Raw genomic sequence first — 21,686 nt, forward strand, 5'->3', positions numbered from 1 at the left:
GTTGTCGGGTCAGCGGGCGGCCTGGACGGCCTGGTCCTGCCGCTGGGCGGCATCGATGAAACGGGGTTCGATCCAGTCGGCCACCTGGAAGCCACGGCGGATCAGGCGCTCCTTGACGGCCAGGTCCACGCCCTGTTGCAGCAGGCCGACGAAACCGGCATCCAGGCGTGGGTCGAAGTAGTCGGCGAGGTTCTCCTCGGCCAGGTCGTCGCGCAGGATCGCCTTTGGCCAGTTGGCGGTGTTCGCCACCAGGTCCACATAGGCCTCGCGGTTACGTTCGTCGCGCAGCCACTTCACCGCCTGCTCCTGGGCGTTGACAACCCGCTGTACCAGGTCGGGGTGCTGGCGGATGAACTCGCCGGTACCCAGCAGCACCGCCTGGGTGCTGCCGGCGCCTTTCAGGTCCCGGGAGTTGACCGGGAGCTCGACCAGCCCTCGCTCGCGCAGCGACAGCAGGCTGGACAGGCCCCAGGTGGCGTCGATCTGCTTGGCGGCCAGGGCGGCGTTGGCCGCGTTGAAATCGAGGTTGATGACTTTCAGCTCACGTTCGGACAGCCCCTGGCTGGCCAGGGCGCTGGCGAACGACAGCTGGTTGGCGGTGCCGCGGAACACCGCCACGCGCTTGCCCTTGAGGTCCTGCAGGCTGTGGATGCCCGAGCCCGGCACCACGCCGAGGTAGCTCTTCACCCCACGCACCCCGGCCGACAACACGCGGGTGTCGAGGCCGTTGGCCTTGCCGATGATCGCGGCCAGGTCGCCCAGGTAGGCGAAGTCCGCCTGGCCGTTGGCCAGGGCCTCGTTGACCACGGGGCCGGCGCCCTTGAAGAAGCGCCAGTCGATACGGATGCCGTCCTTGGCGAACTCTTTCTCCAGCAGTTGCTGGTCGCGCAGCACATCCACCACGCCGCCGGCGCTGGGCTTGCTGCCGGCGCTGAGGTCGGGCACGGCGATACGGATCACATCCGGCTGGGCGGCATGGGCTGCCACGGGCAGGGCGCTCAACAAGGCGGCGAGTAACGGGCTGAGCAGATGGCGGAAGGCGGTTTTCATGGCAAGGCTCCTTGGCAGGCTGCCACCGGCGATGGCCGGCGCTATGGGCCAGAAGCTAGGCAGGTCCGGTTAGAACCTACAAAGATCAAAACTTCATTTTTTAGTAACCAGAAGACATAAACGAGGCGCCATGCGGGACGCCGGGCGGCTTGCAGAGCACGCATGAAAAATATGAGGAAAACGCAATGCCTCGGGGGTTTCGCATGCAGCAGGCGCATGCTCTTATCTCCTGAATATCGTTTGTGAGAATTTTTAATTCCATAAACGAATAAACAAGGAATGGTTTGTTTGAGAGGTGCCTTGATGAGCGAAGTCTTGAGCGTAGGCCAGCGCCGTCGATGGAGGCCGCTACGTGGTCCTTTCGCGGCACAAGGCCGCTCCTACATACCGTGGGCCGTGCCGCTGGTGGTGGCGGCATTGTGGATTATCGCCAGCCGTGAACACTGGATGAGCGAGCAGATCCTGCCTGCGCCGTCGCTGGTCTGGCAGAGCGCGCTGGAGTATGGCTCCGGTGAGCTCTGGGGCCACCTGTGGATAAGTCTGCAGCGCCTGGCCTGGGGACTGCTGGCGGGAATCGCCAGCGGCCTGCTGCTGGGTACCTGGCTGGGTGGATCGCGACGGGCGCAGACCCTGGTGCTGCCCACCTTCGTCGCCCTCGCGCAGATCCCGACCCTGGCCTGGATCCCGCTGTTCATGCTGTTCTTCGGCATCGGCGAGCTGCTCAAGCTGGTGGTGCTGGTCAAGGCCGTGGTGGTGCCGGTCACGCTGCATACCCTGATCGGCGTGCGCGACGCCCAGCCCAAGCTGCGTGAAGCCGCCGCCGTCCTGCGCCTGCCCCCTCACCTGCTGTTCCTGCGCCTGCTGCTGCCCGCCGCGCTGCCGGCGTTTCTCGCCGGTGTGCGGCTGGCCCTGGCCACTGGCTGGACCTCGCTGCTGGCCGTGGAGCTGCTGGCGTCCAGCGAAGGCATCGGCTACCTGATGGTCTGGGGGCGGCAACTGTTCATGCTCGACCTGGTGTTCCTCTGCATCCTGGTGATCGGCCTGGTCGGCGCGCTGATGGATCGCGGCTTCACGCGCCTGGAGCGCGGCCTGTTGCACTGGCCGCAACCGGCCACGGGCGAACAGCTGCGCGGCCAGGTGCCACGCGGCTGGCAAAGCCTGCTGCTGCCTGCGGGGCTGTTGCTGCTGTGGCAGGCCGCCAACAGCCTTGGCTGGGTCGACGCCAACATCCTCACCTCGCCGCTGGAAGTGCTGCGCAGCCTGTACGCAGGCCTGCTCGACGGTTCATTGCCCGAGGCCCTGCGCCTGAGCCTGCAACGCACCCTGGCCGGGCTGCTGCTCGGCGGTGGCGCGGGCTTCGTACTGGGCCTGCTGCTGGGCCTGTCAGCCAACGCCGAACGCATGCTCGGCCCGAGCCTGTCGGCGCTGCGCCAGGTGGCGCTGTTCGCCTGGGTGCCGCTGCTGACCGCCTGGTTCGGCCTGGGTGAAGGTGCCAAGCTGGTGTTCGTCGCGCTGGCGGCGTTCTTCCCGCTGCTGATCGCCACCCAGCGCGGCATCGCCAGCCTCCCGCCACAGCTGGGCGAGGCGGCCCAGGCCCTGCGTCTGGACCTGCCGCACCGGCTGCGTCTGCTGGTGCTGCCCGGCGCCGCCCCGGCGATCTTCGCCGGGCTGCGCCTGGCGCTGATCTACGCCTGGCTCGGCACCATCGGTGCCGAGTACTTCATGCCCTCGGACGGTGGCATCGCCAGCCTGATGATCGGCGCCCAGCAATTGTTCCACATGGACCAGGTGATGGCCGCCATGGTCCTGATCGGCCTGGTCGGCGCCCTGCTCAGCCACCTCGGCCAACGCCTCGAATCGCGCGCCACGCGCTGGAGATCCGCATGAACGCCTTCATCACCCCGGCCCTGCACGCGGCCAACCAACCCGACGCCACGCCGCCACTGGTCAGTTTCGAGGGGGTCGGCAAGACCTTCAGCGTCGATGGCCAGCCCTTCGAAGCGATCCGCCACTTCGACCTGTCGATCAACGAAGGCGAGTTCATCGCCATCGTCGGCTCCTCCGGCTGCGGCAAGTCCACCCTGCTGCGTCTGCTGGTGGGGCTGGACACCGACTACAGCGGCACGATCCGGGTCGACGGCCAGCCGGTCGACGGCATCGGCGGCGAACGCGGCATCGTATTCCAGGAGCATCGCCTGTTCCCATGGCTGACGGTGGCGCAGAACATCGGCCTGGGGCTGGTCAACGAGACACTCACCCAGGGCGAGCGCGCCCGGCGCGTACACGAGTACGTGCAACTGGTGGGCCTGGTCGGCTTCGAATCGGCCTATCCGCACCAGCTGTCCGGCGGCATGGCCCAGCGCGTGGCCATCGCCCGTGGCCTGGTGGCCAGCCCACGGATCCTGCTGCTGGACGAACCCTTCGGCGCCCTCGACGCCCTGACCCGCCAACAGCTGCAGGACGAACTGCTGGCGATTCGCGAACGCTCGGGGATCACCATCCTGCTGGTCACCCACGATGCCGAGGAAGCCACCTACCTGGCCGATCGGGTGGTGGTGCTGGAGCCGAGGCCGGGGCGGATCAAGGCGGTAGTGGAAATCGACCTGCCGCACCCGCGCCAGCGCACCGGCGTGGCATTGCATGGCTTGCGTGAAAAGGTCTTGCACCAGATCACCGGGGATGGCGGGTATCTCAAGCCTGCGGGACAGCGGATGGAGGGGCTGCGGCCGGAGCTGATCGCACTGTGACCGGCACCCGCTGTCCCCCCGGGAAAAAACTCCACAGATCAAGGCCATGGACGCCACCGACACAGATGGGTATCATGCGGCCCGTTGCACTCGTAGCTCAGCTGGATAGAGTACTGCCCTCCGAAGGCAGGGGTCGTGGGTTCGAATCCCGCCGAGTGCGCCATGACATCAGCCGTCACCCGTTTGTTTTCACCGGTGCCGGCAAGCAAAAGCCCCGCTCAGATCGCTCTGGCGGGGCTTTTGCGTTTCCGGGCCTCAGCCCTGCACGATGATCTGGCCCTGCAGGTCTCGGACCATGGTCTCGATGACCGGCTTCATCGCCTTGAACTCCTCAGGCGTGCACACTGCCTTCGGGTGCTTGAACTGCATGCGGCGCTCGACCACCACGGCGTTGCCGTCACGGGTGTAACGGGCGCTGTAGTCGAAACTGCCTTCCTTCACGGCAACGGCCTTGGGCGTCGCCAGGACGGTGACCCCGGCCGGGAACTCGAAGCGCGATTGCTCCAGCGTTTCGTTGGAGATGCAGACGAAGCCCTGGGTGCGCTCGTTCTCGGTGGCAAAGCCATAGACTGACTGGGCGATGCCGCCCACCAGGCTGCTCAGGGCTGGCACGCCCACCGGGCCGGGCAGGTTCACCAGGTTCTCGGTATGGCCCTGGACCTGGCTGCGAAAGTGCTCCGGCGCTGCCGACGGCTGGATCAGGATCTTGCCGCTGCCCCGTTGCCCATAGGCATTGAGCACCTGCTCGACGATGCGATCGAGGTCCGTCGGTTTCATCGTCTTGGCGCCATAGCGGTTGACCTCGCTGGCCCAGCCTTCGATGGTCGAGTCGCCGGTGAAGTCCGCGGCACCCGTGTCCTTGACCTTGAACAGCATTTCACCGACCTGCTTGCCGAACTGGGTGGCCGGGGTCTTGCCGAACACGCCGGTGGCGGTCAGCAGGGTGGTCTTGTCCAGGTCCATCAGCGGCAGGTAACCGGCGGCCACCGACGGGTCGGTCGAATCCAGGTACAGGTCGAGGCTCGGCACATAGGTCAGCACATGGTTGAGCACACCGAGTGTCGGCACCTTCGGCAGCTGGTAGGCATTGCCGAGGTTGATCAGCGCCGGCGAGCTCTCGATACCCGCCGCCTTGAGCAGCGCCTCGAGCAGGGCCACATGGTCCTTGCAGTCGCCATAGCGGTTGTCGAGCACGCTCTGCGCCGCGTGCGGAACCACGCCACCGGCACCGACATAGACCGCCACGTAGCGGATGTTCTCACGCACCCAGTCGCTGAGCTTGAGCGTCTTGGCCCGGGCGTCGGGCAGGTTCGCCGTCAATTGTCCGGCCAACGCGGCAATGGCCGGTGTCACTTGCACGTCGGCGCGCGCCTGGTAGCTGGCGGCAAGCCCTGCGTAGTCCTTGAAGGTCGAGACCGCGAGGTACTGGCCATAGTCCAGGTAGGACACGGCGCTCGCCTCGATCCTGGCCCTGTCGGTCGGCACGAAGTCCCAGCGGTAGACCTTGCGGCCCTTGCCGGCCTTGGGCGTGGACGCCTTGAAACCACGGGCGTCGGCATACAGCGGCAGGTCCGCCGGCAGGTCGTAGATCAGCGAGAACTGCTCCACGGGGTGAAATTCCGCCGCGGTGAGGTCCTCGAAATGGCCGGGGAACAGCGCGGTGGTGCGATGGCGCTTGTAGCGCAGCACCAGGCGGTCGCCGACGGCCACTTCCGGGAAGATCACCACCTTGACCCGGGAGTCCTGGAACATCGGCGCGTAGGTGGACGCCTGCTCCTGCTGCTCCTTGATCTGCGAGGCGTCGACCATGACCTTGCGCCCGTCGGGCTTCTGGGTGAAGGCCTGGTCGACCTCCAGGGTCTCGTACCCACGGTTGTAGCTCAGTGCTTGCTGGGCCTTGGCCTGGATGGCGCGCTCTTCGTTGATGCGCGAGACCGATTCGACCGCCACCTGGAAACTGCCGTCGCGCTGCACGGTGAAGGTCTGCACGACCTTTTCAAGGGTGACGGAGTGGTCGGTGCCATCGTCCCGAGCCTGGGCAGGCGCGATGCAGGCCAGGGTGAATGCCAGCACCCCGGCCAGGGGAGCAAGGTAAGACATGAACATGAGGATCCTTCTCTTGTGACGCGAGGGTTATTACAAAAAACGCTAATGATACGCATTTTTATCATAAACCTGCAGGCCGCGCCGTATATGAACGCTTGCACGTTTGTGCAGAAAAGCACATTGCCACCTCTCCCGTGCCGGTGGTCATTGGTGATAGCGTGGGCATCTTCCGTTTGCGTAAACGGTCACCCTCCACCCCTGCAAAGGAATGCGCACCCCCATGCCATATACCAAGCTATCCGCCGCATCGCTCCTGCTGGCCAGCGTGGCCATGTTCTCGATCCCGGCCCAGGCCAACCTCTCCCAGCAGCAGTCCGCCGCCATCATCAAGGCCTACGACGGCAGCGACCCGGCCGACTTCAAGCAGTTCCTCGGCAAGCTGGCCGGCAGCGACCTGGCCAAGGCCGACAAGCTGGACGAAACCCTCAAGCTGTACCTGGCCGGCAAGCCGTTGAGCGCCGAACAGCAGGACGAGATCAGCCGCTTGCTGGGCCTGTACACCCGCATCAAGTACGGCAAGGCCGCCAAGGAAACCCTGCGCGAGCTGGTGGAGATCCCGACCGTTCGCAAGGACGGTGTACCGCAGCACGAGAATCCTGAGTTCATCAAGATCGCCGACAAGATCAAGGCCCTGGCCGAGGGCTTCGGCCTGACGTTCCGCAACATCGACAACCGCGTCTACGAGATCACCCTCGGTGAAGGCAAGGAAGTGATCGGCATCCACGCCCACGCCGACGTGGTACCGGTCACTCCGGACAACTGGAAACTCAAGGACGGCACCAAGCTCGACCCGTTCAAGGTCACCCTGGTGGGCGACCGCATGTACGGCCGCGGCACCGAGGACGACAAGAACGGCATCGTCGTCGCGCTGTACGCGCTGAAGGTGGCCAAGGACGAGAAGCTGCCGCTGGCGCGCCAGTTCAAGCTGCTGGTGGACACCACCGAGGAAACCACCGGCGACGCCATCCCTTATTACTTCGAACGCAACGCCACCCCCGACTACAACCTGGCGCTGGACGGCGGCTACCCGGTGGTAATCGCCGAGAAAGGCTACGGCACCGTCATGGCCACCTTCGCCAAGCGTGCCGGTGACGGCAAAGGCGCCGAGGTGATCAACCTCACCGGCGGCCTGGCCACCAACCAGATCCCCGGCAGCTCGGTGGCGACATTGACCGGCGACAAGCCGGCCGACCTGGCCAAGGCGCTGAACAAGGCCGGCGCGGCCTACGTCAAACGCCATGGCGGCGACTTCAGCATCTACGCCAAGGTCGACGGCAAGCAGGTGCTGCTCACCGTGACCGGCGTGTCGGCGCACTCCTCCGAGCCCGAGTCCGGGGTCAACCCGGTGGCGCGCATGCTCGACTTCCTCAACGGCCTGGGCAAGGACGTGCCGCTCAAGCACAACCACATCACCGACGCCGCCCGCTACGCCGCCGACAACTGGGGCCTGGACTACCTGGGCAACAAGCTCGGCGTCGGTTTCAAGGACGACTTCATGGGCCCGCTGACCACCTCGTTGACCTTCGTCGGCCTGGATGACAAGGCGCTGAAGCTGGCGGTGAACCTGCGCATTCCCAAGGGCAAGTCGCTCGACACCCTCAAGGGCGAGATCGCCGGCAAGCTCGATGCGTGGAAGGCCAAGAGCAAGACCCCGGTGGCGTTCGACTACACCCTCGATGAGCCGATGTACCGCAACCCCGAGGGCGAATGGGTCAAGGCCCTGCTGGCCGTGGCCAGCGAGAACCTGGGCATGAAGCACGAGTACGGCACCTCCGCTGGCGCCACCTCGGTGCACGACCTGCCCAACGGCGTGCAGTTCGGCCTGGCCATGCCGGACGTCAAGTACACCGGGCACAACGACAACGAGTTCAAGACCGTGGAGCAGTTCATGCTCGACCTACAGGTCGTCAGCGAGATGGTGGCGCGGATCGGGCAGATGCCGAAGCTCTGATGACCCACTCGGGGCCGCGTTGCGGCCCCTTGCCGCGATGACGTTTTTCAATCACCTCGATGCCGTTTCCTGCATTGCCGTGCAGAGCGCCGTGCCGGATGCTTTATTTACTCCGACACGTCGCATTTGCACCCACAGAGGCCCGTATGAAGAACGTCGAACAAATCCTCAAAGCCAAGTCCCAGCACCACACCGTCTACACCATCAACCCAGACGACTCGGTGTTGGATGCCTTGAAGTTGCTGGCGGAGAAGAACGTCGGCGCCCTGCCGGTGATGGAGCATGGCCAGGTAGTGGGAATCGTCAGCGAACGCGACTACGCCCGCAAGCTGGTGCTCAAGGGTCGCTCCTCGGCGGCCACGCCGGTACGCGACATCATGAGTTCTCCAGTGGTCACGGTTGAACCCAAGCAGAATCTCGAGTACTGCATGAACCTGATGACCAACCGCCACCTGCGCCACCTGCCGGTGGTGCATGAGGGCAAGCTGCTCGGGCTGCTGTCTATCGGCGACCTGGTGAAGGAAACCATCGCCGAACAGGCCAACCTGATCCTGCAACTGGAGCAGTACATCCGCGGTGAATGACCCAGCTCAGTGATAGGCGCGCTCCAGCTCGTCCAGCTGATGGTCGAAGCTGCGCAGGCGCGCCGACCAGGTGTACACCAGCACTTCCAGATCCCTGTTGAGCACGGCGGTGTTGCCGCCGTCACGGGCCGGCGCGTCGCACAGGTCCAGCTGGTAGCGCTCGCGGGCCATGGCCGTGGCCACGCTGGACAGGTCGCGGGCATTGGCCAGCCAGTGATGGTGGTGGTCGTGCACTTCCCGGTCGAGTTCCCGGCACTGGCGCTTGAGGGCGTCCAGGCTCTGCTCCAGCGGCGTGCCCTTGAGCTCGCCCATCACCTCCTCGAAGGTGCGTCCGGAGTGCCAGTAGCTGCCCCAGAAATAGCGGTCGAACACCGTCTCGACCCGGCGCAGGGCGACCTTGGTGTTCCAGATGGTCAGCAACGTTCGTCCCTGGGCGACTTCGCGCCTGTTCAGGTGCAGCTGCTGCCAGGCGATCCACGCCAGCCCGCACAACGCCACCGCCGCGGTCACGGCGGCGGCGGCATAGAGAAACTGCACGGCCTGGTTCATCGTGTGGGTGTGCCGGATACCGTAGAAGTAGCCGGCGGTCAGGGTGCCCAGGATCGTCACGGTGCACCAGAAACCTGGTGCGTAGGGATCTTTCATTGCGCCATCCCCTCTTGTTTTCCCTGAGCATAGCAACGCCCCGATCACCCATCAGGTGCCGCTCGGCGCTTTATTGGCGGGGACGGCGCAGCGCCTCGTTGAGTTGGTCGAACAGCTCCGCCCAATCGGCATCTTCAAGGATGCTGTCCCTGAGGAACGAGCGCTGGGACTCATTCCAGAACGGCGCATCCACCAGCTTCACATCCCCCTTGAGCGGCGAATGACTGGTGATGAACTGGTCGATGCCCAGCGCATCGTCCGGCAGGCCCAGTTGCTTGAACAGTTCGGAAAACTTGTGGATCGGCGCTTCCATGATTCACTCCTATGGCCGGGCCGGTCGTCCACGACGCCAGCCCGGCGTGGGTTGCGAGCATCAGCTCAGTTCGCGCACTTCGGCGTGCGGCACCAGTTTCAAGTATTGCTCCATGCTCATGTGGATAAGGTGATCGTGGTCACCTGCCTCGAGGTAGACATCACCTTGGCGGGTAAGGGTCCGGTCGAGCAGCATGGGAATGTTGTAGGCATCGCCCAGAGCCGGGATGGCGCCGCGTTCGCAATCGCCGAACAGGCTCGGCAGGTTGCTTTCGCGGGTCAGCTGCCAGGCGCCGGTCATGCGCACTTCGGTCATGTCCAGATGCCGGTTGGCCGGCAGCACGGCCATGATGTAGTTGCCATGGCGGTCATCGAGCATCACCGACTTGGCGACCCGCTCGGCGGGTACGCCGGCCGTGCGCGCCGACTCCAGGCCAGTGGCCGAATGGGGATGGGGAATGATGTCGTAGTCGCAGTTGGCCTGGTCCAGGCGCTGCTGAAGGGTCTTGGCCATACGCATGATGCACCTCCGGTTTTGCCCCCACCCTCAAGTTTAGGCCGTGGCCCGGCAGCCACGACTAAACTTCAAGGACAGGTCCGCATGAGGTGACGACAGGTGATCGCCCGGCGCTGGCGCGTGCTGCTGTTGCTGCTGATCCTGGGCTTCGCCCCGGGCGGCCAGGCCGCGCCCGGTGCCAACGTGTGGCTGCTGAGCGTCGACGACGCCATCGGTCCGGCCAGCGCCGACTAACTCCTGCGCGGGCTGGACCAGGCGCAGGCCCAGGGCGCGCAACTGGTGGTCATCCGCCTCGACACTCCCGGCGGGCTCGACAGCGCCATGCGCCAGATCATCAAGGCCATTCTCGCAAGCACGCTGCCGGTGGCCACCTACGTCGCCCCGGGCGGCGCCAGGGCGGCCAGCGCCGGCACGTACATCCTCTATGCCAGCCACGTGGCGGCCATGGCCCCGGGAACCAACCTGGGCGCGGCGACGCCGGTACAGATCGGCGCACCCGGCAAGGACGAAAAGCCCGCCGCGAACAGCGAGCAGGACACCCTCGCCCGTAAACAGGTCAACGACGCCGCGGCCTACATCCGTGGCCTGGCGCAACTGCGCGGGCGCAACGCCGACTGGGCGGAGAAGGCCGTGCGCGAGGCGGTCAGCCTGTCGGCCAGCGAAGCCCAGCGGCTGAAGGTGATCGACCTGGTCGCCGCTGACCTGCCCGACCTGCTGCGCCAGCTCGATGGCCGGACGCTGACCGTCGCCGGCCAGCCAGCATCACTGCAGACCGCCGGCGCCAATGTAGTGGAGCACCTGCCGGACTGGCGCACTCGCCTGCTGGCGGTGATCACCAACCCCAGCGTGGCGCTGATCCTGATCATGATCGGCGTGTACGGCCTGCTGTTCGAATTCATGAACCCAGGCTCCGGAGTCGGCAGCGTGGTCGGCGGCATCTGCCTGCTGCTGGCGCTGTACGCCCTGCAACTGCTGCCGGTGAGCCACGCCGGGGTGGCGTTGATCCTGCTCGGTGTGGCGTTCATGGTCGCCGAGGCGTTCCTGCCCAGTTTCGGGGTGATCGGCTTCGGCGGCATCGTCGCCTTCGTGGTCGGCGCGGTGATCCTGATGGACACCGACGCCCCTGGCTTTGGCATTCCGCTGACGCTGATCGTCAGCCTGGCAGTGTTGTCGGCGCTGTTGCTCGGCGGCGTGCTGGGCATGGCGCTGAAGGCGCGCCGACGCGCCCTGGTCAGCGGCGATGCCGGGCTGGTGGGCAGCCTGGTGACGGTGACCCAGGTACGCGCGGACAACCCGTTCTGCGGCTCGGTACAGGCCCAGGGCGAACAGTGGCAGGCGCAGTGCGCGACACCGCTGCAGCCGGGCCAGCACGTGCGGGTGACCGCCCGTCATGGCGTGACGCTGGAAGTCAGCGCCACTGCGCCCACGGCGCAAGGAGAGTAGACGATGTTCATGCAATTCGGATTCAGCGCCGTGCTGGTGCTGCTGGGCATACTGCTGCTCTCGGCCCTGCGCATCCTGCGCGAGTACGAGCGCGGCGTGGTGTTCCAGCTCGGGCGCTTCTGGCAGGACAAGGGCCCGGGGCTGATCATCCTGATTCCCGGCATCCAGCAGATGGTCCGGGTCGACCTGCGCACCGTGGTGCTCGACGTGCCCTCCCAGGACGTGATCACCCGCGACAACGTCTCGGTCAAGGTCAATGCCGTGCTGTACTTTCGCGTGCTCGACCCGCAGAAGGCGATCATCCAGGTCGAGAACTTCCTCACCGCCACCAGCCAGCTGGCCCAGACCACCCTGCGCGCCGTGCTCGGCAAGCACGAGCTGGACGAACTGCTGGCCGAGCGCGAGCAGTTGAATTCGGATATCCGCGAGGTGCTGGACGCGCAGACCGACGCCTGGGGCATCAAGGTGGCCAACGTCGAGATCAAGCATGTCGACCTCAACGAGTCGATGGTCCGCGCCATCGCCCGCCAGGCCGAGGCCGAGCGCGAACGACGGGCCAAGGTGATCCATGCCGAAGGCGAGCTGCAGGCCTCGGAGAAGCTGATGCAGGCCGCGCAGATGCTGGGCAAGGAGCCGGGGGCGATGCAGCTGCGCTACATGCAGACGCTGGGGTCGATCGCCGGGGACAAGAGCTCGACCATCGTGTTTCCGCTGCCGGTGGATCTGCTCAAGGGGCTGGTGGACAAGCAGCGCTGATGGGGCCTCTGGGAGGCCCCATCACGCGTCAAAGCGGCGCGCGACGCAAGGTAGCGAGGAACGTCGCCGCACCGATGAACAACCCGGCAAAGGTACGGTTCAGGCGCTTCTGCTGCTTCGGCGTGCGCAGCAGGCGCAGCACCCGCGAAGCCAGCCCGGTATATCCAGCCATCACCAGCATGTCGACACTGATCATGGTCACGGTGATCGCCACATACTGCGGCAACAGCGCCTCGTGCGGGTTGATGAACTGCGGCAGCACCGCCAGCATGAACACCAGCGCCTTGGGGTTGCTGACGTTGACCAGGAAGCCGCGGAACACCAGGCTCAGCGGCTTGCCGATCGGTCGTACGCCGGACTCGTCGCTCATGTCCATCGGCAGGGCTTGCCATTGCTTGTAGGCGAGGTAGACGAGGTAGGCGACGCCGAACCACTTGATGACCTGGAAGGCGGTGGCCGACGCGGCGAGGATGGCGCCAACACCGGCGGCGATGATGGCGATCTGCACGATCAGGCCCAATTGCAGGCCCAGGGCGTTCCAGTAACCACGCCAGAAGCCGTACTGCAGCCCACTGGACATCGAGGCGATTGCCCCGGCGCCCGGCGACAGGCTGATCACCCAGCACGCGGCAAAGAAGGCCAACCACGTTTCCATCGACATCGCACACCTCGCTCTAACAGCTTTTGCAAACCGCTAAGCTAAGGTGTTGGCGAAAAAATAACCAGACAATTCTGCGGCTTCAGTCGGTTTCCATCGCCTCAGGCTTGGCCGCCACGGCGGCTTCAGTGCCACGCCAACGCCGCACGGCCTTCTGGAAAAACTGGCTGTTCGGCACCTGCACCAGCGCTCCACCGGCTTCCGGCGTTTCCATCAGCGTGGTGTACAGCAGGTTGATGGCGATCACCCGGCCTTTCACCCCCGGCTTGTCGAGGGTATCGACCAGCTCGACCACATCGCCGATGCGAAACGGTCCGACGGTGAAGATCAGCACCGCGCACAGCAGGTTGGACAGCACGCTCCAGATGGCGAAGAACGCCACCGCCGCCACCGCGACGAAGCCCGACAATGCCGTCCACAGCACCGTGGCGGACACCCCCATGCGCTCGAGCACGAACAGCAGCGCGCTGCCCATGATCAGCCAGCGCAGGGCGCCGCGCACCGGTACCATCAGCTCGTGCGGCAACGGGTAGCGCTCGCCCAGGCTGCGCAGGCCGCGCGCGACCATGCGCTGCAGGACGAAGGCGGCGATCAGGATCAGCAGGATCTGCAGCCCCAGCCAGAACGAGTCCATCCACTGCCCCGGCAGCAGCGAACGCAGCGCCTCCATCAGGACAGCGCCTCGAGCTCGGCCTGCATGCTTTCCAGCGTTTCCAGGGCTTCCATCCAGGCTTCCTCAAGCTCGCCTTCGCGTTGCTTGAGCTTGGTCTGACGGGCCAGCAAGTCGCGCAGCTCATCCTTGCGCGTGGTCTCGTACAGACCGCTGTCGCCCAACGTCGTCTCGATCTCGGCCAGTTGCTTGTGCACCTGGTTGAGTTCGGCCTCCAGCTTGTCGGCCGCCTTCTTGTGCGGGGCCAACTGCTGACGCAGGGCCGCAGCGGCCTGGCGCTGGGCCTTCTTGTCGGTCTTGTCCGGGTTCGCGGGCGCGCTGCTCACCGGCGCGTTGCGTTGGCGGTACTCGACCAGCCAGCGGCTGTAGTCGTCCAGGTCGCCGTCGAAGGTGTCGACCTTGCCGTCGGCCACCAGCAGGAAGTCGTTGGTGGTGCTCTTGAGCAGGTGACGGTCGTGGGACACCACCACCACGGCACCGGCGAACTCCTGCAGGGCCATGGTCAACGCCAGGCGCATCTCAAGGTCGAGGTGGTTGGTCGGTTCGTCGAGCAGCAGCAGGTTCGGCCGCTCCCAGGCGATCAACGCCAGGGCCAGGCGGGCCTTCTCGCCACCGGAGAAATTCACCACCGGCTCGTCGACACGGTTGCCGTGGAAATCGAAGCCGCCGAGAAAGTCGCGCAGGGTCTGCTCGCGCTCGCCCGGGGCGATGCGCTGTAGGTGCAGCAGCGGACTGGCCTTGTCGTCCAGCGAGTCGAGCTGGTGCTGGGCGAAATAGCCGACGGCGAGGTTCTCGCCGCGCACCAGGCGCCCGGACAGCGGCTGCAGCTCGCCGGCGAGGTTCTTGATCAGGGTCGACTTGCCCGCGCCGTTGGGGCCGAGCAGGCCGATCCGCGCACCCGGCGCCAGTTGCAGCTTGACCTTCTCGAGGATGGCCTTGTCGCCATAGCCCAGGCGGCCTTCGGACAGGTCGAGCAACGGGCTGGAAATCTTCTCCGACTCGCGGAAGACAAAGTCGAACGGCGAATCGACATGGGCCGCCGACAGCTCCTCCATGCGCTCCAGGGCCTTGATCCGGCTCTGTGCCTGGCGGGCCTTGGTGGCCTGGGCCTTGAAGCGGGCGATGTACTTTTCCATGTGCGCGCGCTGCGCCTGCTGCTTCTCGTAGGCCTGCTGCTGCTGCGCCAGGCGTTCGGCGCGGGTGCGCTCGAAGGCGCTGTAGCCGCCCTTGTAGAGATTGAGCTTGCGCTGCTCGACATGCAGCACATGGTCGACCACTGCATCGAGGAAATCACGGTCGTGGGAGATCAGCAGCAGCGTGCCCGGGTAGCCCTTGAGCCACTCTTCCAGCCAGAGGATGGCATCGAGGTCCAGGTGGTTGGTGGGCTCGTCGAGCAGCAGCAGGTCGGACGGGCACATCAGTGCCTGGGCCAGGTTCAGGCGCATTCGCCAGCCACCGGAGAAGTCGCCGACGCGGCGGTCCATCTGCTCGTTGGTAAAGCCCAGGCCGGCCAGCAGCTTGCGCGCGCGGGCATCGGCGGTGTAGCCGTCGGCGCTGTCCAGCTCACTGTGCAGGCGCGCCAGGGCGGTGCCGTCGTGTGCCTGCTCGGCGGCGGCCAGCTCCGCCTGCACCTTGCGCAGGCGGGCGTCGCCGTCGAGCACATAGTCCACGGCGATGCGGTCAAGGGTGTCGACCTCCTGGCGCATGTGGGCGATGCGCCAGTCGCCGGGCAGCAGGCAATCGCCGGCATCGGGCGAAAGCTCACCGCGCAGCAGGGCGAACAGGCTGGATTTACCGGCGCCGTTGGCGCCGATCAGGCCGGCCTTGTGACCGGTGTGCAGGGTCATCTCGGCGCCTTCTAGCAGGCGCTGGGGACCACGCTGTAAAGTGAGGTTCGATAGTCTGATCATGATGGTCGCGGAGTCTACCAGCTTCGCCGATCACTGGCGCGAGTGAAACCATGCACACCGACCTGTGGAATCACGCCCTGGCCTTGTATGCCCGGCCAGGCGTCGAAGCCGCCAGCCTGGCCCTCCAGGAACTGGGCGGCGATGTCTGCCTGCTGCTCTGCGGCACCTGGCTGCAGACCCGCGGCGTGGCCGCCGATGAACAAAGGATTACCGCCTTGAAGGCCCTTGCCGGCCCCTGGCAACGCGACGTGGTGACGCCGCTACGCATGCTACGCCGGCAATGGCGCGAGCAGGCGCTGGCCGACCCGCGACTGAGCGTGATGCGTGAGCAGGTGAAGGCGCTGGAGTTGCAGGCTGAACGCACCTTGTTGGAGCGCCTGGAGGCGTTGGCGCACGAGTGGCCTGCGCAAGCGGGCGCCGCGCAGGACTGGCTGACCCGGCTGGCGCCGGACCAGGCCCGGGACCACGACGCGCTGCATCAACTGCGCGCCGCGGCCCGTGAGCTTCAGGACGCCGAAGTCGACGACTGAGCCGGTGTGGCGGTTGCCGCAGGCGTGGCCGCGCTGTTCGCAGGCGCCGGGGTGGTGCTGGCGGTCGGCGTGGCTGGCTGGTTTTCGGCTGGCTTGCTGGCTACAGGCTTGGCCGGAGCCTTGGCAGCGGCCCGTTTGGCTGCTGGCTTGGCTGCAGGTTTGGCGGCGGGCTTGGCCGCTGCTGGCTTGGCCGGGGCCTTGGCGGCAGCAGGCTTGGCCGCTGATTTGGCTGCTGGTTTCGCTGCAGCGGCCTTTGCCGGTGCCTTGGCGGCAGCTGGTTTAGCCGCTGGCTTGGCAGCAGGTTTCGCGGCGGCGGTCTTCGCCGGGGCCTTGGCGGCAGCAGGCTTGGCCGCTGGCTTGGCGGCGGGTTTCGCGGCTGCAGTCTTCGCCGGGGCCTTGGCGGCAGCCGGTTTGGCCGCTGGCTTGGCGGCAGGTTTTGCGGCTGCAGTCTTCGCCGGGGCCTTGGCAGCAGCCGGTTTGGCCGCTGGCTTGGCGGCAGGTTTTGCGGCTGCAGTCCTCGCCGGTGCCTTGGCGGCAGCCGGTTTGGCCGCTGGCTTGGCCGCAGGTTTAGCGGCAGCAGTCCTCGCCGGTGCCTTGGCGGCAGCAGGCTTGGCCGCTGGTTTGGCTGCAGCTTTCGCGGCGGCTTTCGGTGCCGCAGTACGCGAGTCCAAGGCCTTGGCGGCGGCCTCACGCACCTTGCCGACACCCTGGGCCAGCTTCAGGCTTTCCTGGGCATCGCGCTTGAGTTGCTGGATATAAGTACGGGTTTGCGCTTGGCGATCCTTGAGCGAATCGAGCAAGTCCTCAAGTTCTCCGGCGACTTTTTGCGCCTTGCCCTGAGCCTTGGCTTTACCGGCCTTGGCGGCGTCCTGCAACTTCAAACGAGCGTTGTGCAGTTTCTCTTGGGCCTTGCCACGTTGTTTTTCCAACTTGGCCAACAGTTTCTCGGCATCCGCCAGCGCTTGGGAGCAGGCATCTTCCAAATGTTCGAGCAAGCTACCGGAAAGTTGCTGGAGCAGGTGCAACGGCGTACTGACTGCTTTCTTCTTGGCCGACATGGTTTACCTCCTGGCTGACGAGAGTGCGGCTCATACTATGCTTCTGCTGCTACCGCCGCTAGGGCATGTTGACAGTCTCAGTAGCGCCGCGTTGCATGCCTGGGCAAAGTTGTTGTCTTGCAGCTGGAAACAAGTGTAGTTGCCCATTAGTGCACTGCCGATATTTACACATCTTCGCCCAACAACGCTGGCATACTTTGCGCTCTTTGCCGCAGGAACCGTTCATGCCTCGTTATCTGACTCTGGGCCTGTGCCTGGTGATGCCACTCGCCCTGGCCAACGCCGAAACCGCCCCCGCCAACGACAGCGACCTGGCCTACAGCCTCGGTGCCAGCCTGGGCGAGCGCCTGCGCCAGGAAGTCCCCGGCCTGCAGCTCGACGCCCTGGTCGAAGGCCTGCGCCAGGCCTATCAGGGCCAGCCGCCCCGCATTGCCAAGTCACGCATGCAGGCCATCCTCGAACAGCACGAGACGCAAGCCAACGCCGCCGCCGAACAGGCCCAGGTGGACAAGCTGGTGGAAGCGGAAAAACGCTTCATCGCCGGCGAACGGGCCAAGGCCGGGGTACGCGAACTGCCTGAGGGCATCCTCTACAGCGAGCTGGCCAGCGGCAGCGGCGCACAACCCAAGGCCAGCGGTCGCGTGCAGGTGCGCTATGTAGGGAAATTGCCGGATGGCACGGTGTTCGACCAGAACCTGCAACCGCAATGGTTCAAGCTGGACTCGGTGATCGAGGGCTGGCAGGTGGCGCTGCAGCGCATGAAGGCGGGGGCGAAATGGCGCCTGGTGATCCCGTCGGCGCAAGCCTACGGCGCCGACGGTGCGGGTGACCTGATCGCACCCTATACCCCACTGGTGTTCGAGATCAAACTGCTGGACGTGGCCGACTGAATCAGGCCTGCACCGCGTCCTCTTGCTTGTGGGCGTTGTGCAGCACTTCGATCAGGCAGTCTTCCAGCTCGAAACGCTCGTGCAACAGGCTTCCGAGCTTGCCCAGCTTTTCCGCGAAGCGTTCGGTGTCGGTGCATTCGCCCTTGGCGCAGTGGTCGTTGAAGGCCAGGGCGATCTGGGTGATGTCGTTGATCCGCGGGTTGATTTCCTCGGCCAGCTCCAGCGCACGCTCGTCGCCAAAAGCCTTGGCCTCGCTGATGAGCTGTTCGCACACCTCGAAGTGCCACGCCGAGACGTAGTCGACGAGGACCTCGCAGAATCCGCCGTTGTGGTGCTTGTCGGCAAAGGCCGGCTTGGCATCGCGCAACGCGCGGAAGGCCTGCACCAGTTCCTGGCGCTCCTCCAGCCAACGATCGATCAGCTTGTGAACACCGCCCCAGCGTTCCTGGGCGTTCTGGCAACTATCGAGCATGGCGATCTCTTCCCTTCTGGGTAGATGCCGCTGCACCTCGCGACACAACACCGTGGCACAAAGGTGACGTCAGCAAACGGCATCGAGCAGTTGTATTTTCGGTAAGCGTGCTGCGAGATTATTCCCGCGCGACCTGCCCTTCAAGGTACGCAGCAGACAAAGTTCATACAAGCGTTTAATCCCGTTGCCGGCCACCGCTGGTCGCGCAATGCCCGGTGCATTGCCGTGGATCAACCCGCCGCGTCCTGGCGCAATCGATACAGCACCAGCCACGACAACGGCACCGCCGCCAGCAACAGGAAGGCCAGCAGGCTCCATTCCGGCAGGGTCAGATCGAGGAAGCTCCAGTTGACCGACACGCAGTCCGGGCTGCCCAGCAGGAACGCCTGCAGAATCTCGCTCCACGGGCGTTCGACCAGGTGCGCCAGGGGCAGGTGGCAACCGCTGACCGGCAGCGGCTCGGCCTGCAGCCAGACATGCCGCCCCGCCAGCAAGGCGCCAGCCGACGCGAACAGCAGCGCCAGCCGGGCATGCCAGCGGCGGGCGCCGGTGTGTAGCGTGGCGACCAGGCAGGTCAGCGCAAAACAGCCCAGCATCAGGCGCTGGCTGAAACACAACGCGCAGGGATCCAGGCCAACCACGTTCTCGAGACGGAACGACGCAACCAGCACCACTACGGCGGCCAGGAAGGCGGGAAGGAACGAGCTGCGCAAGCAGGCCAGCGACATGGGTAGATGTGATCCGAAAATGAAGGAAGTGGTTTGAAACGGTAGAGGAAAGGAGCGCTTTGTATCAAGGCGCTACAGTGCAGACAAGTCGCTGAATGGCTAGAGAATCATTTTTGTGGAGCGTGGGAATATTCCGACGCGAAGGAAGGAAGATTCAACGCCCTCCCCGCAGAGGGCGCGTCTTGAGTCATCGCTCATCAGAAAATGCAACACGCCGCTGGCAAAACATCGCACCTGCACCGGCAGGCATGCCCGCGATGCGCAACAGTACGTCACGTGGCCAGTGAGCCCTCAGGCCCGAACACCCTCCGGCAGCGGCAACGCCAGCAGGCGCTCATCCAGCAGCCCCAGCCCTTCCTGGAACAGCTGATTGCTGCGCTCGGTCTCGCCAAGCCCTGCCAGCAAGCGTGCCAGCTCGGCGCAGGTTTCCGGATTGCGCTCCATGCGCAGACTGCTCTCCAGATAGTCTCGCGCCTTGCCCCACAAGCGGTTCTGCAGGCTCAGCCGGCCGAGGGTGAGCAGCAGGCTCGGATCCTGCGGGTGTTCCTTCAACCAGGCTTCGGCCGTCTGCAACTGGCGCGCCGGATCGTCGCCGCGCACCAGCCCGTACAGGCGTGCCAGGTGGCTTTCGTAGCCGCGCTTGAGCGCGCCGCGAAGCACCTGCTCGGCCTCGCCCTGGGCACCGACCTGACGCAGCTGTTCGGCATAGGCAGACACCAGTTGCGGCTCTTGACGCTGAGCATTGGTCAGCTGTTGCCAGGCGCGCTCGAGCGCCTGGCGCGCCGTCTGCGGATCCTCGCCACGGGTCGCCGCCAGGCCCAGGTTCTGGCCCCAGGCGCGCTGCTCCAGGTCGGCAAGCTCCGCCGCGGGCAGCACCTTGTGCTTGCGCAAGTCCGGCAGCAGGCGGATCAACGCCGGCCAGTCACCGCGCTCCAAGTGCAGGCGCTGCAGCAGGCGCAACACCTGGGCATTGTGCGGGTGACGCTCCTGCATCGCCTGCAGGGCCTCCAGCGCACCCTCGCTCTCGCCCCGGTCCATCTGCAACTGGGCATGGGTCAGGGCAACGGCGAGCTCCGCCTGGGGCTGGCGCTCCAGGGCACGTTCGAGCAGGTTGTCACGCTCCTCCACCCGTCCCAGTTCGTTGGCGGCGCGAGCGGCACCGAGGTAGTAGAGCAGTGGCTGGCGGTCAGACTCGGCGGCACGCTGCAAGTGGCGCTGGGCACTCGCCCAGCGCCCCTCGGCCAGGTCCAGCTGGCCTTGTTCGACGGCGATCCGGGTACGGCGGCTGCGGTTGCGCCGCGACCACGGGTTGACCACGCCGGACGAGGTCAGCACCAGGCCGACCAGGTAACGCAGCAGCAACAGCAGCACGATGATGCCAACCAGCGCGCCGAGCGCCGCCCACAGCCCGGACTGATAGCGGAAGCCGCCGTAGGCGATCAGCACGTAGCCGCTATGCTTGGCAATCGCGATGCCCAGCGCCGCGGCAACGACGATCGCCAGCACCGCCAGCAAGTACACTCGCTTCATGGCTTGGCCCCCTCGGCGGCGGCCGGTAGGTGGCGACGCTGGATGTAGGCCTGCACCGCGGCCAGGCTCTCGCTCAGGTCAGGCGTGACCACCGACACCGGCTGTTCGGCCAGCTGGTTGAAGCTGTCGAGCATCGCCTTGCTTTGCGGGTTGTCCGGGTTGAAGTTGGCCAGCAACACGCTGCGCGCGTCATCCAGGGCCTGGGCATAGACCTTGGCCTCGCCGTTGAGCGCCGCCCATTGCGCCTGCTCGATGGTCAGGCTCAGGGCCAGGCGCAGCTGGTTGAGCGACTGCCCGGACAGCAGCGGGCGGACATTGTCGTCGGCATTGAACTCGATCTGGAAGTACTTGGAGATCTCCGCCCACCACTGCGACCAGCGGCTGGCGCCGTCGCCATCGGCGGTCAGCGCGCCCATGGCGTCGGCTTTGCTGTCGAACTCCGGCGACTGGGCGCTGAGCTGCTGCACCAGCTCACGCTGCGCGGCGAGCTTGAGGAACAGCCCAGTGCGATCCGGCTGCTCGGTGCTGGACAGCGTCGCCAGGCTGCGGGCCAGTTGCTCGCGGGCGGCGAAGGCGCCCGGGTCGCTCTGCTCGCGGAGGATCTCGTCGGCACCTTCGACCAGCGCCTTGGCGCTGGTGATGTCCTGCAGCGCCGACAGGCGCAGGGTGGCCAGGCGCAACAGGTGCTCGGCCTCGGCCAGGCGCCACTCCTTGCGGCTTTCGCCGAGCACGGTTTCCAGGCGCTGGCTCAGGCGCTGCTGGTCGCCCTGCAATTGCGCCACAAGGCGCCGGCGGTCTTCCAGCTCACTGGCTGCCGGCAAGCTGGCCAGCTGCGCGCTGAGCTGCTGCTCGCGCTGCTGCAGCGCGTCGGCGCGTTGATTGAGGGCTTGCAGGTGTTCGCCCTGGCCTTGCTCGCTGCCTTGCAGCTGACGGACCTGCCAGACGCTCCAGCCGCCGACCGCGACGCCGGCGGCGCCCAGCAGCAGGGCCAGCAGCGCCAGGCCGTTGCCGGAGCGTCGGGCGGGCTTGGCGGTGGCGGATTGCGGCGCCTCGGGCGCCGCGGGCTGTTCAGTGTTGGACAAGACAGTTTCGCTCACGTATCCATCCTTTGCATGGTGGCGCATAGCTC

Annotated in this window: 20 protein-coding genes, 1 tRNA gene and 1 pseudogene; 9 read left to right on the top strand and 13 right to left on the bottom strand. The window is 65.9% G+C overall.

Translation table 11 applies throughout. The features are described from left to right. Positions 1–9: 9 nt before the first annotated feature. Positions 10–1,050: an ABC transporter substrate-binding protein gene (locus AC25M7_RS01805; protein ID WP_028688585.1), complete on the bottom strand. Its 1,041-nt coding sequence runs from the start codon at positions 1,048–1,050 to the stop codon at positions 10–12. 303 nt (positions 1,051–1,353) lie between these two features. Between AC25M7_RS01805 and AC25M7_RS01810 the strand changes: the two genes are divergently transcribed. The 3 genes from AC25M7_RS01810 (at position 1,354) to AC25M7_RS01820 (ending at position 3,960) form a co-directional block, all read left to right on the top strand. Then, positions 1,354–2,937, top strand: a complete 1,584-nt coding sequence (locus AC25M7_RS01810; RefSeq protein ID WP_486970662.1) for an ABC transporter permease — start codon at positions 1,354–1,356, stop codon at positions 2,935–2,937. Beyond that, positions 2,934–3,797, top strand: coding sequence for an ABC transporter ATP-binding protein (locus AC25M7_RS01815; RefSeq protein WP_486970663.1), 864 nt, complete (start codon positions 2,934–2,936; stop codon positions 3,795–3,797). The genes AC25M7_RS01810 and AC25M7_RS01815 overlap by 4 nt, the downstream gene beginning before the upstream one ends. Before the next feature lie 86 nt (positions 3,798–3,883). Beyond that, positions 3,884–3,960, top strand: a tRNA-Arg gene (locus AC25M7_RS01820). A 92-nt stretch (positions 3,961–4,052) separates the two neighbouring features. On the opposite strand, the gene AC25M7_RS01825 is transcribed toward AC25M7_RS01820, so the two are convergent. Further along, on the bottom strand, positions 4,053–5,897 hold the full coding sequence (locus AC25M7_RS01825; protein ID WP_486970664.1) for a DUF3857 domain-containing transglutaminase family protein: 1,845 nt from the start codon (positions 5,895–5,897) through the stop codon (positions 4,053–4,055). Between the two features lie 226 nt (positions 5,898–6,123). On the opposite strand from AC25M7_RS01825, the gene AC25M7_RS01830 reads away from it, so the two are divergent. Both AC25M7_RS01830 and AC25M7_RS01835 read left to right on the top strand, forming a co-directional pair. Continuing rightward, positions 6,124–7,854, top strand: coding sequence for a dipeptidase (locus AC25M7_RS01830; RefSeq protein WP_486970665.1), 1,731 nt, complete (start codon positions 6,124–6,126; stop codon positions 7,852–7,854). A 146-nt stretch (positions 7,855–8,000) separates the two neighbouring features. Continuing rightward, positions 8,001–8,438: a CBS domain-containing protein gene (locus AC25M7_RS01835; protein ID WP_028688590.1), complete on the top strand. Its 438-nt coding sequence runs from the start codon at positions 8,001–8,003 to the stop codon at positions 8,436–8,438. 6 nt (positions 8,439–8,444) lie between these two features. On the opposite strand, the gene AC25M7_RS01840 is transcribed toward AC25M7_RS01835, so the two are convergent. The 3 genes from AC25M7_RS01840 to AC25M7_RS01850 all read right to left on the bottom strand — a co-directional run bounded on the left by AC25M7_RS01840 (position 8,445) and on the right by AC25M7_RS01850 (position 9,915). Beyond that, positions 8,445–9,083, bottom strand: coding sequence for a hypothetical protein (locus tag AC25M7_RS01840; protein WP_028688591.1), 639 nt, complete (start codon positions 9,081–9,083; stop codon positions 8,445–8,447). A gap of 70 nt (positions 9,084–9,153) precedes the next feature. After that, a complete protein-coding gene (locus AC25M7_RS01845) occupies positions 9,154–9,396 on the bottom strand; it encodes a DUF2789 domain-containing protein (protein ID WP_028688592.1) in 243 nt (80 codons plus the stop codon). A gap of 60 nt (positions 9,397–9,456) precedes the next feature. Beyond that, on the bottom strand, positions 9,457–9,915 hold the full coding sequence (locus AC25M7_RS01850; protein ID WP_486970666.1) for an aminoacyl-tRNA deacylase: 459 nt from the start codon (positions 9,913–9,915) through the stop codon (positions 9,457–9,459). 96 nt (positions 9,916–10,011) lie between these two features. Here AC25M7_RS01850 and AC25M7_RS01855 point away from each other — a divergent pair. Beyond that, positions 10,012–11,355, top strand: a pseudogene (locus AC25M7_RS01855) (NfeD family protein). A gap of 3 nt (positions 11,356–11,358) precedes the next feature. Continuing rightward, on the top strand, positions 11,359–12,111 hold the full coding sequence (locus AC25M7_RS01860) for a slipin family protein (protein WP_486970667.1): 753 nt from the start codon (positions 11,359–11,361) through the stop codon (positions 12,109–12,111). A 28-nt stretch (positions 12,112–12,139) separates the two neighbouring features. On the opposite strand, the gene AC25M7_RS01865 is transcribed toward AC25M7_RS01860, so the two are convergent. From AC25M7_RS01865 to AC25M7_RS01875, 3 genes are all read right to left on the bottom strand, one after another. Continuing rightward, positions 12,140–12,772, bottom strand: a complete 633-nt coding sequence (locus AC25M7_RS01865; RefSeq protein ID WP_028688596.1) for a LysE family transporter — start codon at positions 12,770–12,772, stop codon at positions 12,140–12,142. Positions 12,773–12,851: 79 nt separating this feature from the next. Continuing rightward, the gene (locus tag AC25M7_RS01870; RefSeq protein ID WP_062359913.1) at positions 12,852–13,439 is read right to left on the bottom strand and encodes a mechanosensitive ion channel family protein; all 588 of its coding nucleotides are present in this window, start codon (positions 13,437–13,439) and stop codon (positions 12,852–12,854) included. Continuing rightward, positions 13,439–15,349 (bottom strand): ATP-binding cassette domain-containing protein, encoded by a 1,911-nt coding sequence (locus AC25M7_RS01875; RefSeq protein WP_247283858.1) that lies wholly within the window; start codon positions 15,347–15,349, stop codon positions 13,439–13,441. The genes AC25M7_RS01870 and AC25M7_RS01875 overlap by 1 nt, the downstream gene beginning before the upstream one ends. Before the next feature lie 50 nt (positions 15,350–15,399). Between AC25M7_RS01875 and AC25M7_RS01880 the strand changes: the two genes are divergently transcribed. Further along, positions 15,400–15,879 (top strand): TIGR02444 family protein, encoded by a 480-nt coding sequence (locus AC25M7_RS01880; RefSeq protein ID WP_062359917.1) that lies wholly within the window; start codon positions 15,400–15,402, stop codon positions 15,877–15,879. On the opposite strand, the gene AC25M7_RS01885 is transcribed toward AC25M7_RS01880, so the two are convergent. Further along, on the bottom strand, positions 15,855–16,937 hold the full coding sequence (locus AC25M7_RS01885; protein ID WP_486970668.1) for an AlgP family protein: 1,083 nt from the start codon (positions 16,935–16,937) through the stop codon (positions 15,855–15,857). The two genes, AC25M7_RS01880 and AC25M7_RS01885, sit on opposite strands and share 25 nt — an antisense overlap. Before the next feature lie 224 nt (positions 16,938–17,161). Here AC25M7_RS01885 and AC25M7_RS01890 point away from each other — a divergent pair, with 224 nt between their 5' ends. After that, positions 17,162–17,827 carry an FKBP-type peptidyl-prolyl cis-trans isomerase gene (locus AC25M7_RS01890; RefSeq protein WP_486970669.1) on the top strand — a complete coding sequence of 222 codons (666 nt, stop codon included), beginning with the start codon at positions 17,162–17,164 and terminating at the stop codon, positions 17,825–17,827. Position 17,828: 1 nt separating this feature from the next. Here the strand turns inward: AC25M7_RS01890 and AC25M7_RS01895 are convergent, their stop codons facing one another. The 4 genes from AC25M7_RS01895 to AC25M7_RS01910 form a co-directional block, all read right to left on the bottom strand. Next, entirely contained in the window at positions 17,829–18,299 is a 471-nt protein-coding gene (locus tag AC25M7_RS01895; RefSeq protein ID WP_028688602.1) for an Rsd/AlgQ family anti-sigma factor, read from the bottom strand. A gap of 230 nt (positions 18,300–18,529) precedes the next feature. Next, positions 18,530–19,027 carry a disulfide bond formation protein B gene (locus AC25M7_RS01900; RefSeq protein WP_028688603.1) on the bottom strand — a complete coding sequence of 166 codons (498 nt, stop codon included), beginning with the start codon at positions 19,025–19,027 and terminating at the stop codon, positions 18,530–18,532. A gap of 291 nt (positions 19,028–19,318) precedes the next feature. Continuing rightward, positions 19,319–20,557 carry a heme biosynthesis protein HemY gene (locus AC25M7_RS01905; protein WP_062359920.1) on the bottom strand — a complete coding sequence of 413 codons (1,239 nt, stop codon included), beginning with the start codon at positions 20,555–20,557 and terminating at the stop codon, positions 19,319–19,321. Beyond that, entirely contained in the window at positions 20,554–21,654 is a 1,101-nt protein-coding gene (locus tag AC25M7_RS01910; RefSeq protein ID WP_028688605.1) for a uroporphyrinogen-III C-methyltransferase, read from the bottom strand. The genes AC25M7_RS01905 and AC25M7_RS01910 overlap by 4 nt, the downstream gene beginning before the upstream one ends. Between the last annotated feature and the right edge of the window lie 32 nt (positions 21,655–21,686).

It is taken from the genome of Pseudomonas sp. P106(2024) (genome assembly GCF_057480815.1).

Excerpts from the sequence above, each read along its gene's own strand:
- AC25M7_RS01805 (WP_028688585.1), bottom strand. The coding sequence starts at position 1,050 with ATGAAAACCGCCTTCCGCCATCTGCTCAGCCCGTTACTCGCCGCCTTG.
- AC25M7_RS01810 (WP_486970662.1), top strand. The coding sequence starts at position 1,354 with ATGAGCGAAGTCTTGAGCGTAGGCCAGCGCCGTCGATGGAGGCCGCTA.
- AC25M7_RS01815 (WP_486970663.1), top strand. The coding sequence starts at position 2,934 with ATGAACGCCTTCATCACCCCGGCCCTGCACGCGGCCAACCAACCCGAC.
- AC25M7_RS01825 (WP_486970664.1), bottom strand. The coding sequence starts at position 5,897 with ATGTCTTACCTTGCTCCCCTGGCCGGGGTGCTGGCATTCACCCTGGCC.
- AC25M7_RS01830 (WP_486970665.1), top strand. The coding sequence starts at position 6,124 with ATGCCATATACCAAGCTATCCGCCGCATCGCTCCTGCTGGCCAGCGTG.
- AC25M7_RS01835 (WP_028688590.1), top strand. The coding sequence starts at position 8,001 with ATGAAGAACGTCGAACAAATCCTCAAAGCCAAGTCCCAGCACCACACC.
- AC25M7_RS01840 (WP_028688591.1), bottom strand. The coding sequence starts at position 9,083 with ATGAAAGATCCCTACGCACCAGGTTTCTGGTGCACCGTGACGATCCTG.
- AC25M7_RS01845 (WP_028688592.1), bottom strand. The coding sequence starts at position 9,396 with ATGGAAGCGCCGATCCACAAGTTTTCCGAACTGTTCAAGCAACTGGGC.
- AC25M7_RS01850 (WP_486970666.1), bottom strand. The coding sequence starts at position 9,915 with ATGCGTATGGCCAAGACCCTTCAGCAGCGCCTGGACCAGGCCAACTGC.
- AC25M7_RS01860 (WP_486970667.1), top strand. The coding sequence starts at position 11,359 with ATGTTCATGCAATTCGGATTCAGCGCCGTGCTGGTGCTGCTGGGCATA.
- AC25M7_RS01865 (WP_028688596.1), bottom strand. The coding sequence starts at position 12,772 with ATGTCGATGGAAACGTGGTTGGCCTTCTTTGCCGCGTGCTGGGTGATC.
- AC25M7_RS01870 (WP_062359913.1), bottom strand. The coding sequence starts at position 13,439 with ATGGAGGCGCTGCGTTCGCTGCTGCCGGGGCAGTGGATGGACTCGTTC.
- AC25M7_RS01875 (WP_247283858.1), bottom strand. The coding sequence starts at position 15,349 with ATGATCAGACTATCGAACCTCACTTTACAGCGTGGTCCCCAGCGCCTG.
- AC25M7_RS01880 (WP_062359917.1), top strand. The coding sequence starts at position 15,400 with ATGCACACCGACCTGTGGAATCACGCCCTGGCCTTGTATGCCCGGCCA.
- AC25M7_RS01885 (WP_486970668.1), bottom strand. The coding sequence starts at position 16,937 with ATGTCGGCCAAGAAGAAAGCAGTCAGTACGCCGTTGCACCTGCTCCAG.
- AC25M7_RS01890 (WP_486970669.1), top strand. The coding sequence starts at position 17,162 with ATGCCTCGTTATCTGACTCTGGGCCTGTGCCTGGTGATGCCACTCGCC.
- AC25M7_RS01895 (WP_028688602.1), bottom strand. The coding sequence starts at position 18,299 with ATGCTCGATAGTTGCCAGAACGCCCAGGAACGCTGGGGCGGTGTTCAC.
- AC25M7_RS01900 (WP_028688603.1), bottom strand. The coding sequence starts at position 19,027 with ATGTCGCTGGCCTGCTTGCGCAGCTCGTTCCTTCCCGCCTTCCTGGCC.
- AC25M7_RS01905 (WP_062359920.1), bottom strand. The coding sequence starts at position 20,557 with ATGAAGCGAGTGTACTTGCTGGCGGTGCTGGCGATCGTCGTTGCCGCG.